Raw genomic sequence first — 17172 nt, forward strand, 5'->3', positions numbered from 1 at the left:
GAATCGCCAGGCAGTCCGACTGGGGCCAGGGCCAACTCGCCAAAGTATCCACCCTGACCCAAACCGAGAACCAAGCCGACCACGAAACAGGACGCCCAGCCCTCTACGACAACGCTATCGACACCGACTACACCCACTCAATCGGCATTCAAAAAGGCCAAATCTAACCCCCGCGACACGCCGAGCCAGACACACATTTTGACCCTTAACCCGGCATTGCAGACCCTCTAGAAAAAGCCGGAATACGACAATAGCCCCAGTCCGTGAACTCACAGGCTGGGGCTACTGAGTGTTAAAACAAAAAACCCACTCTCATGTAGAAGCCTAGAGAGTGGATTTCGTGGCTCCGACCGGCGTCGATCCGGTGACCTTACGATTTTCAGTCGCACGCTCTACCAACTGAGCTACAGAGCCAGGCATACCCTTAGATATGCCACAACCGCGTCTTCTCACAAGTGAGAACTTACGCGGTCGGAGCGACCCCGACGGGACTTGAACCCGCGACCTCCGGCGTGACAGGCCGGCGCGCTAACCAACTGCGCTACGGGGCCATACGTAAAAACCGAAGTTCTTACATGGCCGTGAAACCAAAGGTTTCACAGTACCCCCAACGGGATTTGAACCCGTGTTACCGCCGTGAAAGGGCGGCGTCCTAGGCCGCTAGACGATAGGGGCTAGTTCGCTTGTCGTGACCGGCTTTGTTTCCTCAGCCCGTCGCTCGAACAAGTAATACATTACGCGAGTTCAAACAGGCGTGCAAATCGAAACAGCCCCAAACAGCCCATTTTGAGCCAAAAATGAGGTGTTCTGAGCCACAAAATTCACCCTCTAGTTATCCAGGTTACAGGTAAACAAACTAGTCAGACCCACTTTGCCGCCTACCGCCGTCCGCCCCAAAAATTTTTCAAACTTTTTTAAAAAAGACGGCAGGAGAGCACCGTCGGAGCCCATTTTCAAGGGAAAACCGGCTTCGGCGGGAGCTCTCCTGCCTTGTCTTACCACCAGCCTACTCCCCTCGTCCGGGGCTGGCTAGAGGATTTTCTTCTTAAAAATTCAGCGCGGGCAGTTTCTAGCCCCAGGAGACGCTGGCATCAGGTGCCTGCTCAATACGGGGATCATCAATCTGGGGCACAATCATGACCGGCACCTGGGTATTGTGCAAAATACCCTGGGAGGTGGAGCCCAGAATCATGCCAGCGATTCCACCCCGGCCACGAGTACCCACAACCACCAGGTCGGCGGTCTTACCCGCCTCCAGCAGAACCTGCACGGGGGAGCCATCAATCAGCTTGAACTCGATTTCCAGCTGGGGGAAGTAGCCGCGAATCCACTCGGCTGCCTTACGCTGCAGGTCAGCGATTTCGCGGTAGAGGGCCTCAAAATCAACCGCAGCAGGCACCCAGTTCAGGGTGCCAGTGTAGGGGGCCAGCGCATTGACCAGGGTGAGCTTAACGCCACGGCGGTTAGCTTCATCCGCGGCCTGCATCATGGCCAGGCGGGCCTCGTCGGAGCCATCCGAACCAACAACGATGGGCAGTGAGCGGTCAAGAATCGCGGGGTCAGCCTCAATCTTCTCAGCAAAGGAGTGAGGCACAGCGACGGTGGGGCAATGCGAGTGGGCGGGCAGGGAGGTTGAAACAGTACCCAGCAGGCGGCCCAGGAAACCACCGTGGGAACGAGAACCCACCACCATCAGTTCAGCCTTCTTAGAAAGTTCCAGCAGAACAGCAGTAGCGTCCCCCGTTTCAACGGTTGCCCGGAGCTCAACACCTGAATCACCCACCCGGGAGTAGGCCTCATCAAGAATCTGGGCGACCCCGTCGGTCAAGGCCTCCTCGTCCACCATGGAGTAGCCCGCGTCAAAGCCGGTACCGGTAAAAACGGGCAGGGAGTAAGCCGTCACCATGCGGACGGGAACCTTACGGACTGCAGCCTCATGGACAGCCCACTGCAGGGCACCGTAGCTCTGCTCTGAGCCATCAATACCAACAATGATTTCGCCGGCTGCATTGGCGACGTCGGCCAGATTATCGCGGGCTGCTACTGCTTTTTCACCAAAGGTGAGTTCGCGCTCGGTCATGGTCATCTCCTTAGATTTTCGATGACCCCGCTTGCGTCAGCCGGGTTTCCGGCGTTTTTGCCGGGGCCTTACCACCAGTCTAGTCCCCCACCTGGCAGAAGAGGGTCTATGTCACATGATGACACCCTGCGGTTCGCTAGGGGCAATGTTTGTAGCAGACAGTTCGAATCAGTGGACGGCCCGCCCCCTGCTCCCCTGCCTCATCCCAGGAGAGCAATAGGTAGCGTCCTATCCCCTAGCCCCTGCCAAAAACATGGGAAAATAAGGAAACGAGAGAAAAGAGGCAAGCATGGCTACAGCAGACCAGACCCCCTCGTGGAGCACCTGGGCCCGCCAACACACCACCCAGCCCACCGGCGTCCTGGCTCCCCGATCGGTGCCCGAGCTGCAAAAGCAGGTTCAGGACGCCGCCGCAGCCGGCAGCCGAATCAAGGTCGTGGGGCGGGGGCGGAGTGCGTCCGCTATTGGGCAGCCGACAGGCACCCTGCTGACCCTGGATCATCTGACCGGCCTGGTGCGGGTGGACCCAGGCGAGCTCACCGCAACCTTCCTAGCGGGCACCACCGTGCGTGAGGCTAACCGCCTGCTGGGCTACTACAACCTGGCTTTTACCAACCTGGGGCGACTCGATGAGCAGACCCTGGCCGGGGCTATTTCAACCGGCTTTCACGGCACCGGCCTGACCTACGGTGTCTTCGCCACCCAGGTGGCTGAGCTCAAGCTGGTGGACGCGACCGGTGACCTGCTGGTCTGCTCCTCCCAGCAGAACCCGGAAATTTTCTCGGCAGCCCTGTGCGGACTGGGGGCGCTGGGCGTCATCGTGGAGCTGACCTTTAAGGTGGTGCCCCAGTTCCGCCTGCACGCGGCGGAGCGGGGCCATTCTTACCAAACCATTGTGCACTCTTTTGAAGACCGCTCCCGCGGGGCGGACCACTACGAGTTCAGCTGGTTCCCCGGCTCAGGCGAGGTGCGCACCCGCAGGCTCACCCGCCTGGCCCTACTCACCGACGGCTACATGCCGGCCGGATCCTCCATCAGCCAGGCCCGACGCTACGGGGGCGACCACCTACTCAACAACGGGGTCTTCTCAGCCCTCAGCTACGCCGGGGCCAAGGTGCCAGCGGCGCAGCCGGTGCTGAACAAGGTGTCCAACTGGGGTAAGGGCAACCGCCGCTACGCCGACTACTCCGCCCGTGTTTTCACGATTCACCGCACAGTGCGGCAGAACAACATGGAATACGCCTTTGACCTGTCGCAGTTTGCCGGGGTGATGCGTGATGTGCGCGACCACCTGGCGTCCTACCGCAACGAGATGGGCTACCCCCTGGTCGTCCGCACCGCTGCCGCTGATGATATTTGGCTGTCGCAGGCCTACGGGCGTGAGACTTTCTATGTCTCAGCGCGAGCCTACTGGCGCCAGCCCCACGCTGAGCTGTTTGGGGCCCTGGAGGAGGTCTTTAAGGCCCACGGCGGACGCCCGCACTGGGGGCAGTTCCACACCCAGGACGCGGACGCCCTCGCCCAGCTCTACCCCCGCTTTGAGGACTTCGTGGAGTTGCGTGAGGAGTTAGACCCCGACGGCGTCTTCCTCAACCCCTACCTGGACTGGGTGCTCATGCGCTAACCCCACCCGGGTAGGTACCACTTAAATCGGAAAAACCCACCAGCGTGGTGGGTTTTTCCGATTTAGATGGTCCTTTTTGAAGGAAGTTGAACGCTACTCGCCGCGTGAAATCGCGGTCATCTCGTCGCGGTCAACCACCTTGATACGGGCGCGGGGCTCGCCGGCGGCGTCCTTGGCTTCTGCGCCCAGGGCCTTTTCGTGGTCGTCTAGGCGGTGCCAGCCTTCCCAGGTGGTGTAGCGGACGCCGGCCGCTTCAAGGAAGGCCTCAATGGCTGCGGGGTCGGCGGCCTCGGCGGTGTAGAGGTTTTCGCGGTCTTCGAGCAGGTGGGTGACGGTTTCGAGGGCGTCTGACTTGGTGGAGCCAATCAGGCCGACGGGGCCGCGCTTGATCCAGCCGGTGGCGTAGAGGCCGGGGACGGGCACGTCGCTGTCGTCGATGACGCGGCCCTCGACGTTGGTGATGACGCCGCGTTCGCTGTCGTAGCCGACCTCGGGCAGTTCGGAGCCGAAGTAGCCGATGGCGCGGTAGACGGCCTGGACGGGGTAGTCGATGAATTCGCCGGTGCCGGTGACGCCGCCGTTGCCGTTGAGCTCGGTGCGTTCCATGCGGATTCCGGTGACCTTGCCGTGTTCACCGAGAATTTCAGCCGGTGACTGTAGGAAGTGCAGGTGCAGGCGGCGGGAGGCGGTGCCGGGGTTTTCCTTCTGCTCTTCGAGCCAGCCGTTGAGGGTCTTCATCATGACCTTGGTCTGGGCGTTGGTTTCCATGGCTTCGCGGGAGGCGTCGTCGAACTGGAAGTCTTCTTCGTAAAGCACGATGTCAACGTCGCGGGAGTGGGCTAGTTCGCGCAGTTCGAGGGGGGTGAACTTGATCTGGGCGGGGCCGCGGCGACCGAAGACGTGCACGTCGGTGACGGGTGAGGCTTTGAGGCCTTGGTAGACGTTGTCGGGGATTTCGGTGACGAGCAGGTCGTCGGCGTGCTTGGAGAGCACGCGGGCGACGTCGAGGGCTACGTTGCCGTTACCCAGGACGGCGATTTCTTTGGCTTCCAGCGGCCAGGTGCGGGGCACGTCGGGGTGGCCGTCGTACCAGGAGACGAAGTCGGACGCACCGTATGAGCCGGTAAGCTCAACGCCGGGGATGTTGAGGTCGGCGTCCTTGATGGCGCCGGTTGCGAAAATGATGGCGTCGTAGTGCTTGCGCAGGTCGGCCAGGGTGAGGTCGGTGCCGTAGTTGACGTTGCCGAAGAAGCGGATGTCGCCGCGGTCGAGCACCTTGTGCAGGGCGTTGATGATGCCCTTGATGCGGGGGTGGTCGGGGGCTACGCCGTAGCGGATCAGGCCGAAGGGGGCGGGGTAGCGGTCGAAGATGTCGATGGCTACGGGGACGGCTCCGGTGCGGACTTCTTCGCTTTTGGTGAGGATGTCTGCGGCGTAGATACCTGCGGGGCCTGCACCGATGACGGCGACGCGCAGGGCGCGGGGGGCTTCGGTTGACACGGGTTTTCCTTTCGGCGCCGGGCACACTTGAGCGCGGTGACCAGCTGAGGACGTTTGTACACAGTTGGTCACCAGTTTACCGGTGAGCACCGGGTTAGGGTTACCTTATTCGCCTCTTCTTGCCTGAGAGTTCGCTCTATCTGAGCCTTAAATGCCGTGTAGGACCCTTGCTTTAGATTGCTCCGGCGTGGGACCAGCCTGCGTCTAGGCATTCTTGGGGAGCGGTGAAGATACTGGTTTTGTTGTTCTCGCTCTGAGCAAGGACTTCTGCCGGGATCTGGCTGTAGTGCTGCTGGTATTCTTCCTCGCTCATGTAGTCGCTGGCTAGTTCTTGCTCAGCAAACTCGGTGGGGTCAGCTAGTGTGCCGCCGAAGCACATGACGCCGGAGTAGAGCACGTAGATATTGCCGGTGTCGATGCCCCGCTGAATATCTTCGTTAGAAATAGTGGGGCCCTGGGTTGCTAGTTCTTCGGGGCTGGCGGTTGCTGTGGTAGCAGGTGGCGGTACAGTGGTGGTGCGGACGCTCGGGGTGGAGCTTGGTGCCTCAGCTGTAGTGGACGCGCCGCTGGAGCAGGCAGCCAGTAGCGGAATGAGTAGGGCAAGGGGAAGGGCTCGACGTGGCATGGTGCAATCTCCTTTGAATGCCAAGAATTGTAATTATTCCACCAGACACATCTGAAGTTTTCAAGAGATAGAAGCACCTTCAGTACTTAAGTACTGAGTTGTGCTTAAAATCTTGACGCATCGCGTGCCTACGGATTATGAAAGATGGAGAAGCACCCCATCCACAGGAAGGGAGAATCCAATGAAAGTCCTTGCCAAAGCCCTCCTTGCCGCCAGTTTTTTCTTCACATCATAGGCAAGCGCACCCGTGACCCAGCTACTACACACCCTACGGTCCCTGCCGACCACACGTCCTTCCCGCGCAGTCCGGCTCGCCACACTCGTCCTGTCCCTAGCGATTGGCACTACAGTCTTCCTCCAAGCCGTCAGCCACCCCGACGGCCACCTACCCATGCATATCGCTTTCTTCGCGCTCATCGCCCTCTGTGCGGCGCTCTACTACACTGCCTACCGGCATTCTGTATACGCCCTCTGCGCGCTCATACTTCTCAGTTCGGCCTACTACAACCAGATATCTGCCCTCCTGGCCTTCTACATTCTTGCGAGCACCTTTTTGTTCGTTCTCACCGGCCCCCTACCAGGTATTTTTCTCCTCGCCATCTCACATACAGCGGGAGAATCCATCACGGCTTACGCCCAACATCAGCCCTTTAACTCAGCCTCGTTGATCTTCAGTCTTTTCCTCTTTATCGCCCTTCCCCTAGCACTACGGATCTCCTGGGAACAGAAAAGGACCCTGGCCCAGGAATACGCCGACTACAAAGAACAGGTAGCTGAATCAAACCGCTCCCTAGCCCGCGAACTCCACGACACCGTAGCCCGGCACATCAGCGTCATCGGCCTCACCACCGGCCAAGGACTCGACGCAACCGACCCCAGCAGCAAAGACGCCGCCCTGCACACCATCGAAGAACACACCCACAAAGCCCTCACAGACATGCGCCTGCTCATCCGCACCACCCGAGGCGACACCGACCCCACAGCCCTACCCCAGACGTCCGCCCCCACCATCAACCTCACCCAAACCCTAGCCCAAGCCCGCAAAGACCTCACCGACCACGGCTTCACCCTGCAGGAAAACATCACCATCACCGAAACCGACATACCCGACGGAGTACGCCCCACCTTCCACAAACTCATCCAAGAAATCTGCCACAACGCCAAAAACTACGCCCAACCAGGCTGCACCATCACCGTCACCGCCAAACCCAACCTCACCGGCGTCACCGTCACCACCTCCAACCCCGCCAACCCCGGCACCCCCAAAAAACGCACCCGAGGCACCGGCTACGGGCTCGTCGGCATGAACGAACGAATCCGCGCCCTCGGCGGAACCATGCACTACGGAATCACAGACACAACCTGGAACCTCACCATCCACCTCCCCCTCGCCACCGCCTAGAAAGCACCCACCATGCAGCAACCCACCGTAGCCCTCATCGAAGACGACCCCGACTTCAACGAACTCCTGGGCCTCTACATCAAAAACGACCCCGACCTCAACCTCATCGCCACAGGACGCAACGGGCAAGAGGCCATCACTATCGCCAACACCCTACGCCCCGACGTCTTCCTCATGGACCTCAACATGCCCGTCATGGACGGCATAGAAGCCAGCAAACACATCCTGGCAACCCACCCAGACACCAAAATCATCGCCGTCACCACCTTCGATAGCTACAGCTACGTCAGCCAAGCCCTCGCCGCAGGCGTACACGGCTACCTCCTCAAAAACTCCCGCGCCAAGGAAATCAAACAAGCAGTCACAGCTGCGGTTGAAGGGCGGGCCATCATCGACCGGCGGGCCCTCGCCAGCCTGGTTATCTCCATGAACCTCACCCAACCACCCCAGGGCGACCCCTGGAGCGAACTCAACGCGACAGAGCAGGCCATCACCAAGCTCGTCTGTCTGGGGCACACCAACCAGGAAATCGCACAGAAACTGAACTACTCACTCTCAACCGTCAAAAACACGCTCTCACAGGTCTACAAAAAGATGGGCGTCACCACCCGCACCCAGCTCCTGGTACACGCCGGGCACCACAACTTCCCGGTGCTGGATTAAAACTTCATCTGCCCTGTAATTTCAGGTATACCTGAAATTACAGGGCAGATTTCACTTAATTCCGGGCGTATTCGAAACTTACCTTGAGTAAGCACGGACCCACCCGCTACAGCCGCTTAAGCCTTACGCCCCAGTGCTTCCAGGCGCACCAGCACCGACTTATAGACCGGAGTGTTCGAGCGCTTCGCCGCCGAATCCAGCGGAACCAGCACGTTCCCCTCGGGCAGGTAGACGGTGCAGCAGCCGCGGGCGTGGTCGTACTCAACTACGCGGAAGTTAGGAGCCCGACGCTCGCCGTCCTCCCAGACCGAGACAATATCCACCAGGGAGCCGTCCTCCAGGCCCAGGGCAGCAATATCAGCCTTGTTCATAAAGACCACGCGGCGGCCCTGGCGCACCCCGCGGTAGCGGTCGTCCAGCCCGTAAATCGTGGAATTGAACTGGTCATGCGAGCGCACCGTCGACAGCAGCAGGTGGCCCTCGGGAACCTCCAGCACGTTAGTCTCATTGACCGTCAGCATAGCCTTACCGGTTGCCGTATTGAAGACACGCTCACGCGGGCCATTGGGCAGATAGAAGCCACCGGGCTTCTCAATCCGCTCGTTATAGCCCTCAAAGCCGGGAAGAGTACCCTCGATAGCCTCACGAATCACGCCGTAGTCGTCAATCATGGGCTGCCAGAAATCATCGCCGAAGGTTTCACGGCCCACCGAGCAGATAATATCTACCTCTGATTTGAGGTCAAGATCCTCGTTAGCGGTGCGCTTACCAATAGAAGCGGAGACAATACCAAAGGAGTTCTCCACTGTAATTTTCTGCGGGCCAGACTTCTGAATGTCCTGGTCAGTTCGGGCCAGGACGGGCAGGATCAGGGCCTTCTCGCCGGGCCAGGCATGAGAACCGTTGGGCTTGGTAGACAGATGAACGGTCATCTCCTGCTGGCTCATGGCCTTCTCGCAGGCGGTTGTATCTGAAGCAACCCGCACCAGGTTACCGCCCAGGGACATAAAGAACTGGTTCTTGCCGTCGCGCATTTGGCGCAGGGCATCCACGGTGTCTAACCCCTCTTCGCGGGGCACGGGAAAGCCAAAGTAGTCTTCAACAGCAGCCAGGAAGGACTCGGGCATTTTCTCCCAGATACCCACGGTGCGGTTACCCTGCACGTTCGAGTGGCCACGGAAAGGAGCCGAACCAGCCCCGGGCTTACCCATATTGCCGGTCAGGAAGAGGAAGTTCATCATCTCCCGCAGGGTCCCCACCGATTCGCGGTGCTGGGTGACGCCCAGGGTCCAGGAGACAATAGCGGTCTTAGCCTGCTGAACCAGGTCAGCAACCCGGCCCACCTGGGCAGCCGAAATGCCTGAACCCCGCTCCAGCTCGGCGTCGTCCAAGCCCAACAGGTGCTCCTTCAGCTCTTCAAAGCCACTGGTGAACTTCTCAATAAAGACGTGATCAATGGCGTCGCGCCTAATCAGCTCCTTGTTGAGCTGCTGGAAGAAGGCGCGGTCGCCGTCCAGCCGCACCTGCAGGTACTCATCCGCCAACTTCTCAGGCTTGAACATACCCACCGGCGACTGAGGCTCCTTGAAGGCCATCAAACCGGTTTCAGGCATGGGGTTGAGCACCACCATTTTGCCGCCGTTTTCCTTCATCTTCTTGAAGCTGGTCAGCGACCGCGGGTGGTTGGTGCCGGGGTTCTGCCCTACAGAGATGAGCAGGTCGGTGGTTTCGAGGTCGTTCATGGTGATAGACCCCTTGCCCAGGCCGGCTACTTCCTTAAGGGCAACGCCGGTGGACTCGTGGCAGAGGTTGCCGCAGTCAGGCAGGTTGTTGGAGCCCAGACGACGGGCTAGCAGCTGGAAGGAGTAGGCAGCCTCGTTAGAAGCGCGGCCGGAGGTGTAGAAGACGGCCTTTTTAGGGTCGGTTTTCTTCAGCTGGTCAGCAATCATACCGATGGCCTTATCCCAGCTGATTGGACGGTAGTGGTCATCCCCGCTAGAACGGTCATACAGCAGGGGCTGGGTAATACGGCCCTGCTTACCCAGCCAGTGATCAGTCTTATCACGGAGTTCAGTGACCGAATACTGGGCCCAAAAATCAACACCGGCGCGGTCAGAGGTAGTTTCCTCAGCAATTGCCTTGGCGCCGTTCTCGCAGAACTCAACGAAGTTGAGGTCCTTCTGGTTGGGCTCTGGCCAGGCGCAACCGGGGCAGTCGACGCCCCCGTGCTGGTTCATATTGACCAGGGGGAGCAAGCCCCGCGCAGGAATAGCGTGGGCCATAGCGTGCATCACGCCGCCCAGACCTGCTGCGGCCTTGGTACGGCGGCCAACCCTCGGGTTGTCAAAGGCGTTAGCTTCTTCGCTCACGCGGCTGACGAGGGGGACTTCTTCGTTTTTGGTTACCGTAGTCATAGCCCTAGTCTATCGCCATGTGGGCTATATTACTTGTGCTAACTATCCAGAGTTCCGGAGTAAAGGTTAAAACGGTGCTCACGGGCGAAAGCGATGAGAGTCAGGCCGGATTCCTTGGCAAGATCAACGGCAAGCGAGGACGGGGCTGATACGGCGATAAGCGCTGAGAAACCGGCAAGCACCGCCTTTTGGACCAGCTCAAAGGACGCCCGCGAGCTGACCACCAACGTCCGGCCCGGCAAACCCGGCGCTGGAGATTCCAGCCCCCCGTTCATGAGCAGGTGGCCGACCACCTTATCGACGGCATTGTGGCGGCCGATGTCTTCGCGGGCCACGATCAGCTCACCGGTTGGTTCAAAGACAGCCGCGGCGTGAATACCGCCGGTTTTTTTGAAAATCACCTGGTGGTCGCGCAGGCGGGCAGGCAGTTCCAGTACCTGGACGGGGGTGAGGGCGGTAGGAGGAATAGGGCGGGTAGCCTTCCCCATAATCGAGTCAATCGAGGCCGACCCGCACACCCCGCAGGCTGAATTGGTAACAGTCAGGCGCAGGGGCGCGGCCTTCTCGAAAAGGGGCAGGACGCCGCCTGACGAAGAGGGCTGGGGATTTTCGGGGACTGTGCGGCTCACATCAAGCACATTGTAGGTGTTAGCACCATCGGGCCCGGTGGCCCCGGCGCAGTAGCGGGCGGTGCTGATTTCTGCCGCGCTCTTAATCAGCCCTTCGGCGTGCAGGAAGCCGTGGGCCAGTTCAACATCATGACCGGGGGTGCGCATGGTGGTGGTGACGGTCTGCCCGTCCAGCCTGATTTCGAGGGGCTCCTCGGCGGTCAGGGCGTCAGCACGCCGGTCTACCGAAAAAGTGCCGTCATCTTTGAGCACATAGCGGGTGGCCGGGGCGGTACGGTTGAGCCTACCCATCGGCCCGCTCTTTGTACTCATCAATGAGGATCTCGACCTGCTCCAAAGCTGCGCGGACGCTCTCCACCTGCTCATCAGCGTCCTGCCCCGGAGCCTGACCGGCAGCGTACCCCACCAGGAAAGCAGCCAAGGGGGCCGCCGGGCGCACCACCCCGTGCGCCACATGCTTGGTCATGCCTAGAAGATGGGGCATAGCATTTTCCATCAGGGCAGGGTCAAGGTTCAGACGGGAAGAAAGCTCGGCAAGGAAATCGCGGGCAATCTCAAGGTCGCGGGGGTCTCTCTGACTCATAACGCTCCAACGGTGCAGCGGGGAAAAAATTTCAGTTTCAAACATACACCCGCCTGCGCCAAGAGCCTAGAGGACTACGAAAGTGACGGTGAGGCCGTCCTTCTCACCAAAACGCTCCAGGTGGCGACCCAGCACGCCCTCCAGGCGCTCCCGCCCCTCGGGGCTCTCAGCGTAGGTCAGCAGGACAAGACGCTCAGCGCCGTCCACCTCCTGCACCAGCACATCGCCGTAGCCGCCAAAGTTGCCGTCCCGGTTAAAGGTGAGCCGGTGGCCGCCCTCAATTTCTTCAGCCAGGATCTTATGCCCGAAGTGGCTAGCCAGCTGCTTGGCATAGCGGGCAGGGCGGTCAGTCAGGACGACGGCGCGTGAGCGGGCAGGCAGGTTGTCGATGGCGGAGTAGGAAGCAGAATCCATGGTCAGCCTTTCTTGTAAGTTAGGTTCACCTAAAATACTACCTCAGGGGCATCTACTTCCAAGCACTCCCCTTGCACAGCGTCACACCTGCCACTCTCGCCAAATACCAGCACACAGGCGTACACTGGACAGGTACATCAGCGCCGTCCGCACCACAGACGGCGCCCTTTCATTTCTGGGCCACACACCCACACGAGTATCTACGGATTTTCACATGTCTGCTGAGAACACCGCGGCTCAAAAACCCGCGAACCAGGCGCCCACCAGCGCCCTCGACCGCTACTTCAAAATCACCGAACGCGGATCCACCCTATCCACCGAAATCCGCGGCGGCCTGGCCACCTTCTTCGCCATGGCCTACATCGTGGTTCTTAACCCCCTCATCCTAGGCCTCGGCCCCGACGCCGCAGGCAACACCCTCGGCGTCGAGCGCGTCGCCGCAGCCACCGCCCTCATCGCCGGTATCCTCACCATCATCATGGGTGTTTGGGCCCGCCAGCCCTTCGCCATGGCTGCAGGCCTGGGCGTCAACGCCCTGCTGGCCTCCACCATCGCCACCACCCCCAACCTGACCTGGCCCCAGATCATGGGCCTGGTCGTCTGGGCCGGTATCGTCATGGGTATTCTGGTACTCACCGGTTTCCGCCGCGCCGTCTTTGAGGCCGTCCCCGAGTCCCTCAAGACCGCCATCGTCGTAGGTATCGGCCTCTTCATCTCCCTGATTGGCCTGGTCAACGCGGGTATCGTCCGTCGCATGCCCGACGCCGCAGGCACCACCGTCCCCGTCTCCTTCGGCGCGGGCGGCCACCTGCAGGGCTGGCCCATCTTCGTCTTCCTCTTCGGCCTCTTCCTCACCATTGCCCTCTTCATTCGCAACGTGCGTGGCGCGATTCTGATTGGCGTGGTTGCCTCAACCATCCTGGCGATCGTGCTGGAAAAGGTCTGGCCCTCCGGCTCCTCCATGGACTCCGCTACCGGCTGGTCCCTCATGATCCCCGGCATTCCCACCCAGTGGATCGGCCACCCCGACCTCTCCCTGCTGGGCTCCGTTGACATGGTCGGCGCCTTCTCAGGCTCCTCCCTGGGCACCCTGGGCGCCACCATGCTCATGTTCGCGATTCTGCTGGCTGTCTTCTTCGACGTCATGGGCACCTCCGTGGGCCTGGCCTCCGAAGCTGGCACCATCGATGAGGACGGCAAGATTGAGAACATCGACAAGGTGCTACTCATCGACGCCGCCGGTTCGGTCCTCGGTGGCGGTTCGTCGTCCTCAGCCCACCAGATCTTCGTGGAATCTGCCACCGGCATCGGTGAAGGTGCCCGCACCGGCTTCGCCAACATCGTCACCGGTGCCCTCTTCCTGCTGGCTGTCTTCATCTCCCCGCTGGTATCCATCGTGCCCTTCGAGGCCGTTGCCCCCGCCCTGGTCGTGGTGGGCTTCCTGATGGTCCGCCAGGCCATTCACATCGACTGGACCGACTGGGGCCTGGGCATTCCCGCCTTCCTCACCATCATCATGATGCCCTTCACCTACTCCATTGCGGACGGTATCGGCGCCGGCTTCGTCGCCTACACCTTCATCCGCCTGGTACAGGGCCGCGGCAAGGAGGTACACCCGATCATGTACATCGTCTCGGCTGCCTTCCTGGTCTTCTTCGGCATGGGCGTGATTGAGGGCTGGATGCACGCCTAACCCGCGTGACACACCCAGCGAACCCCCGCTTTTTCGCTTCTTCTCTCCGGTCTTGAGCACCGGGGCAGGGGCGAGGGAGCGGGGGTTTTCGTGACCCGTTAGAGTAGTAACCATGTTTGAACCTGATACCCGCTGCCCCTGCGGCACCGGCGAAACCTACGGCGCCTGCTGCGGACGCTACCACGCCCGCTTTGCCCAGACCGGCGAGCTAACAGCCCCCACCCCCGAGGCCCTCATGCGGTCGCGATTCAGCGCCTTTGCGGCGGGCCTGCCCGACTACCTGCTGGCCACCTGGCACCCCAGCACCCGGCCGGCGTCCTTAGAGCTTGACCCCACCCTGCGCTGGTACCGACTCGACATTCTCAGCACGGCAGGCGGCCCCTTCGACAGCACCGGCGGCGTGGAATTCGCCGCCTACTACAGGTCAGTACCGGGCACACCCGAGGACGAGCGGGTGCGCGGCGTACAGACCGAAGTCTCCCGCTTCACCAAGGACGGCGGGGCCTGGTTGTACGTTGACGGTGAGGTCAGCTAACCCCGGCAGACATTTCGCCCTCTTCCTTTTCTCACGACCCTAGAGATTATCTCGGGGTGAAGAGAGAAGGGATAGGGCGATTACCTTATTGACCGGCGCGAAGCTGCGCGTCCAGCTGGGCCAGGTCAGCTTCGGGGTGGGCGTCGCGGCGCGGGGTAGCCGGGCGGGCGAAATCGCGCACCCAGGCGTCGTCCTTGTACTGGGCGGGCACCCCGCCACCCAACAGGCGCTTAGTGATGGCGGCGGTGGCCAGGTCACCGGCTACCGGCAGGGGCGCGTGGGAGCCAGCGATAATAATGTTGCCCCTGCGCCGCCCCTTAAGCATGGCCGGGTCAGCCACAATGCAGGTGTGCTCAAAGACCTGGGCGATAGCGGCCGCCTCGGCCCGGGCACCGGCCAGGGAGCGGTCGTCGCCGCAGTTGATGATGTAGAGCCCATCGGGGGCCAGCGAGCGTTCGGCCAGCCGGGTAAATTCGAGGGTGGTGAGTGGCTCCGGGGTGACGTAGCCTGCGAAAACATCGCGGATGATGATGTCGCGGGAGGCCGGGCTGAAACTCTCGGTGACGGCGCGGGCTTCGCCCACCCGGATTTTGAGGGTGGGGGCCTTGGGCAGGTCGAACCATTCGCGCACGTAGGCGGCTAGTTTTCCGTCGAGTTCGACGACGGTGTTGTGGGAGGCCGGGTAGACGTCGGCCAGGTAGCGGGCCATGGAGCAGGCCCCGCCACCCAGGTGGGTGACCCGGAGCTTGGCCGGGTTAAGGTGGGCGTCGACGAAGGATTCGATAACGACCGCTAACCAGCGCATGTATTCGAAGTCGAGTTCGCGGGGCTGGCCGAGCACGATGTGGGAGGATTCCATGCCGTTGATTTCGAGCACCCAGCCGCCGGGGGTGTAGTCGTCTTCAATGAGTTCGGCGACGCCGGTGTCGATGGGGTAGGTGCCTTCGATCAGGGCTTCGGGGGTGTCGATGTGTTTTTTGGGGGTTCGTCTGCGTTTTGCCACCCCTCTAGCCTAGTGGGTGGGGCGGGGGTTGGAGGGCTTGCTAGAGTGAGAGGGCAGTGACAGTAATGCGAAAAGTAACGGTGATGTGAAAGGACGGACGCGCGTGGGTTTTGTAGCTGATGGCAGGTATGTGGTGGCGCCGGTGGGCGCTGAGGACGCCGAGAAGTATGTTGACCTGCAGCTGCGATGCCTGGCAGAAACCTATAACGGGCTGGTAGACCCCGGTTTTGGGGCCCGGCAGGCTGCTAACCGGGACGGCTGGCTGGAAGAGTTTGCCGAGAATATCGCAGCACCCGGTACCCGCGCCTTTTTTGCCTACAAAAATCCGGCCTGGACGCCCGCCGGTGGTCTGAGCTGCGCGGTGGGAGGCGAGATTGATTGGGACGCCCCGGTCGGTTTTGCCTTGTCCCGCCCCGGCCCCCTGGCCTGGGAGCTAGAGATTGGCCTGCCCCCGGTTGGTGAGGGGACGCGGGAGCTCACCCACCTTTACACTCTTGCCTCGACACACGGCACGGGCTTAGGGGCGGCTCTTTTTGACGCTGTTCTCTACCCTGATGAGCCCGCCTACCTCTGGTACATCGTGGGCAATGAGCGGGCCCGGGAGTTTTATGGCCGCCGGGGCTTTGAGGACGAGGGGCTCCCCGTCGATTGCGGTGGAGCCTGGGCCCCGGCTCAGACGGCTCGCATGTACCGGGGGCTGACCTTACCCTCCCGGTAGGGGCTAGCCGTCGTGGACGTCCTGCCCCGGCCCCCGCTTTTCCCGTCTAGCCCGGTGAGGTGGTGATTACATAACACCACCACCCCAGAAAATGCTTTACATCGAAAGTATTTTGTGGGAAAGTTTTTCTATGAGCACCAGCACGACCGACCACTCCACCCGAGGCTCTTACGTTCACGCCGGGGAAGAATACAACCGCGACACCACCTACATCGAAGACCGGATCGTGGCAGACCCCGTTGCCACCGCCCAGCTTGACCCCGACCACCAGCTCTGGCCCGTCAAGCCCGGTGCCTACCGCCTGGTAGCCGCTCGTGCCTGCCCCTGGGCTAACCGCACCTTGATCGTCCGCCGCCTGCTGGGCCTGGAAGACGCTATTTCAGTTGGCCTGCCCGGCCCCACCCACGACGTCCGCTCCTGGACCTTTGATCTCGATGAAGACGGCAGGGACCCGGTGCTGGGTATTGAGCGGATTCAGGATGCCTACTTCGCCCGCTTCCCCGGCTACCCCCGCGGCATTACCGTACCCGCCATCGTCGATATCGAGTCAGGCGGTGTCGTTACCAACAACTTCCCGCAGATTACCGAGGACTTCTCTAAAGAATGGAAGGCCTACCACCGGGAAGGAGCCCCTGACCTCTGGCCCGCCGACCTCGAAGAGGAAATGCGGGTAGTGATGAAGCGTATCTACACCGAAATCAACAACGGGGTTTACCGCTGCGGCTTTGCCGGTTCCCAAGAAGCCTACGAGGCCGCCTACGAGCGTCTCTGGGCCGCCCTAGACTGGGTTGAAGAGCGCCTAGCCACCCGCCGCTACCTCATGGGGGACCACATCACCGAGGCTGATGTGCGCCTCTTTACCACCCTGGTACGCTTTGACGCCGTCTACTACAGCCACTTCAAGTGCAACCGCCAGACCCTAGCCTCCATGCCCAACCTCTGGGGCTACGCCCGCGACCTCTTCCAGACCCCCGGGTTTGGCGATACCGTGGACTTCCAGCAGATCAAAGAACACTATTTTATTGTTCACGAGGACATCAACCCCACCGGCATCGTGCCCGCAGGGCCCAGCTTGGAGGGCTGGCTCACCCCGCACGGCCGCGAGGCCCTGGGCGGCTCCCCCTTCGATACGGACGCCGGGGCCACCGCCCCTGCCCCGGTGCGCGATAGCGAGCGCGTCACCGCTGGCCACAACCCGCTCTACCCAGTTGCTTAATACCGCTGAGTAACTGATGTCCTCCCGCCTGCTTCCGGTTCAAGCAGGCGGGTGACGTTTTCCCTCCTCACCT

15 protein-coding genes, 3 tRNA genes and 1 pseudogene are annotated in these 17172 nt (G+C 61.2%); 8 read left to right on the forward strand and 11 right to left on the reverse strand.

What is annotated here, in order from left to right; genetic code table 11:
- A pseudogene (locus L7A15_RS07280) lies at positions 1-167 on the forward strand (IS256 family transposase); the annotation flags it as partial.
- 174 nt (positions 168-341) lie between these two features.
- Here the strand turns inward: L7A15_RS07280 and L7A15_RS07285 are convergent.
- The 4 genes from L7A15_RS07285 to L7A15_RS07300 form a co-directional block, all read right to left on the reverse strand.
- A tRNA-Phe gene (locus L7A15_RS07285) sits at positions 342-414 on the reverse strand.
- A 63-nt stretch (positions 415-477) separates the two neighbouring features.
- Positions 478-551: transfer RNA gene (locus L7A15_RS07290), tRNA-Asp, on the reverse strand.
- Between the two features lie 51 nt (positions 552-602).
- Positions 603-675, reverse strand: a tRNA-Glu gene (locus tag L7A15_RS07295).
- 394 nt (positions 676-1069) lie between these two features.
- Positions 1070-2080, reverse strand: a complete 1011-nt coding sequence (locus L7A15_RS07300) for a universal stress protein (protein WP_237209011.1) — start codon at positions 2078-2080, stop codon at positions 1070-1072.
- Between the two features lie 289 nt (positions 2081-2369).
- On the opposite strand from L7A15_RS07300, the gene L7A15_RS07305 reads away from it, so the two are divergent.
- A complete protein-coding gene (locus L7A15_RS07305) occupies positions 2370-3704 on the forward strand; it encodes a D-arabinono-1,4-lactone oxidase (RefSeq protein ID WP_237209012.1) in 1335 nt (444 codons plus the stop codon).
- Between the two features lie 93 nt (positions 3705-3797).
- Here the strand turns inward: L7A15_RS07305 and L7A15_RS07310 are convergent, their stop codons facing one another.
- Together L7A15_RS07310 and L7A15_RS07315 are read right to left on the reverse strand one after the other, a co-directional pair.
- Positions 3798-5204 carry an FAD-dependent oxidoreductase gene (locus tag L7A15_RS07310; protein ID WP_237209013.1) on the reverse strand — a complete coding sequence of 469 codons (1407 nt, stop codon included), beginning with the start codon at positions 5202-5204 and terminating at the stop codon, positions 3798-3800.
- Positions 5205-5376: 172 nt separating this feature from the next.
- A complete protein-coding gene (locus L7A15_RS07315; protein ID WP_237209014.1) occupies positions 5377-5829 on the reverse strand; it encodes a hypothetical protein in 453 nt (150 codons plus the stop codon).
- A 247-nt stretch (positions 5830-6076) separates the two neighbouring features.
- Between L7A15_RS07315 and L7A15_RS07320 the strand changes: the two genes are divergently transcribed.
- Positions 6077-7231, forward strand: a complete 1155-nt coding sequence (locus L7A15_RS07320; RefSeq protein WP_237209015.1) for a sensor histidine kinase — start codon at positions 6077-6079, stop codon at positions 7229-7231.
- 12 nt (positions 7232-7243) lie between these two features.
- Entirely contained in the window at positions 7244-7894 is a 651-nt protein-coding gene (locus L7A15_RS07325; protein ID WP_237209016.1) for a response regulator transcription factor, read from the forward strand.
- Positions 7895-8010: 116 nt separating this feature from the next.
- Here the strand turns inward: L7A15_RS07325 and L7A15_RS07330 are convergent, their stop codons facing one another.
- The 4 genes from L7A15_RS07330 to L7A15_RS07345 form a co-directional block, all read right to left on the reverse strand.
- Positions 8011-10308: an FdhF/YdeP family oxidoreductase gene (locus tag L7A15_RS07330; protein ID WP_237209017.1), complete on the reverse strand. Its 2298-nt coding sequence runs from the start codon at positions 10306-10308 to the stop codon at positions 8011-8013.
- 38 nt (positions 10309-10346) lie between these two features.
- Entirely contained in the window at positions 10347-11228 is an 882-nt protein-coding gene (fdhD, locus tag L7A15_RS07335; RefSeq protein WP_237212390.1) for a formate dehydrogenase accessory sulfurtransferase FdhD, read from the reverse strand.
- On the reverse strand, positions 11221-11520 hold the full coding sequence (locus tag L7A15_RS07340) for a DUF6457 domain-containing protein (protein ID WP_237209019.1): 300 nt from the start codon (positions 11518-11520) through the stop codon (positions 11221-11223). Before L7A15_RS07340 ends, fdhD begins: the two co-directional genes overlap by 8 nt.
- 66 nt (positions 11521-11586) lie before the next feature.
- Positions 11587-11934 carry a DUF2218 domain-containing protein gene (locus tag L7A15_RS07345; RefSeq protein WP_237209020.1) on the reverse strand — a complete coding sequence of 116 codons (348 nt, stop codon included), beginning with the start codon at positions 11932-11934 and terminating at the stop codon, positions 11587-11589.
- A 214-nt stretch (positions 11935-12148) separates the two neighbouring features.
- Here L7A15_RS07345 and L7A15_RS07350 point away from each other — a divergent pair, with 214 nt between their 5' ends.
- Together L7A15_RS07350 and L7A15_RS07355 are read left to right on the forward strand one after the other, a co-directional pair.
- Positions 12149-13627, forward strand: a complete 1479-nt coding sequence (locus L7A15_RS07350; protein ID WP_237209021.1) for an NCS2 family permease — start codon at positions 12149-12151, stop codon at positions 13625-13627.
- A 112-nt stretch (positions 13628-13739) separates the two neighbouring features.
- Entirely contained in the window at positions 13740-14162 is a 423-nt protein-coding gene (locus tag L7A15_RS07355; RefSeq protein ID WP_237209022.1) for a YchJ family protein, read from the forward strand.
- Between the two features lie 85 nt (positions 14163-14247).
- Here the strand turns inward: L7A15_RS07355 and L7A15_RS07360 are convergent, their stop codons facing one another.
- The gene (locus L7A15_RS07360) at positions 14248-15165 is read right to left on the reverse strand and encodes a spermidine synthase (protein ID WP_237209023.1); all 918 of its coding nucleotides are present in this window, start codon (positions 15163-15165) and stop codon (positions 14248-14250) included.
- A 103-nt stretch (positions 15166-15268) separates the two neighbouring features.
- Here L7A15_RS07360 and L7A15_RS07365 point away from each other — a divergent pair, with 103 nt between their 5' ends.
- Both L7A15_RS07365 and L7A15_RS07370 read left to right on the forward strand, forming a co-directional pair.
- Positions 15269-15883: a GNAT family N-acetyltransferase gene (locus L7A15_RS07365; RefSeq protein ID WP_237209024.1), complete on the forward strand. Its 615-nt coding sequence runs from the start codon at positions 15269-15271 to the stop codon at positions 15881-15883.
- A 130-nt stretch (positions 15884-16013) separates the two neighbouring features.
- Positions 16014-17099 carry a glutathione S-transferase family protein gene (locus L7A15_RS07370; protein ID WP_237209025.1) on the forward strand — a complete coding sequence of 362 codons (1086 nt, stop codon included), beginning with the start codon at positions 16014-16016 and terminating at the stop codon, positions 17097-17099.
- Positions 17100-17172 lie beyond the last annotated feature (73 nt).

Origin of the sequence: Rothia nasimurium (genome assembly GCF_928391935.1) — a bacterium.
GTDB lineage: Bacteria > Actinomycetota > Actinomycetes > Actinomycetales > Micrococcaceae > Rothia > Rothia nasimurium_D.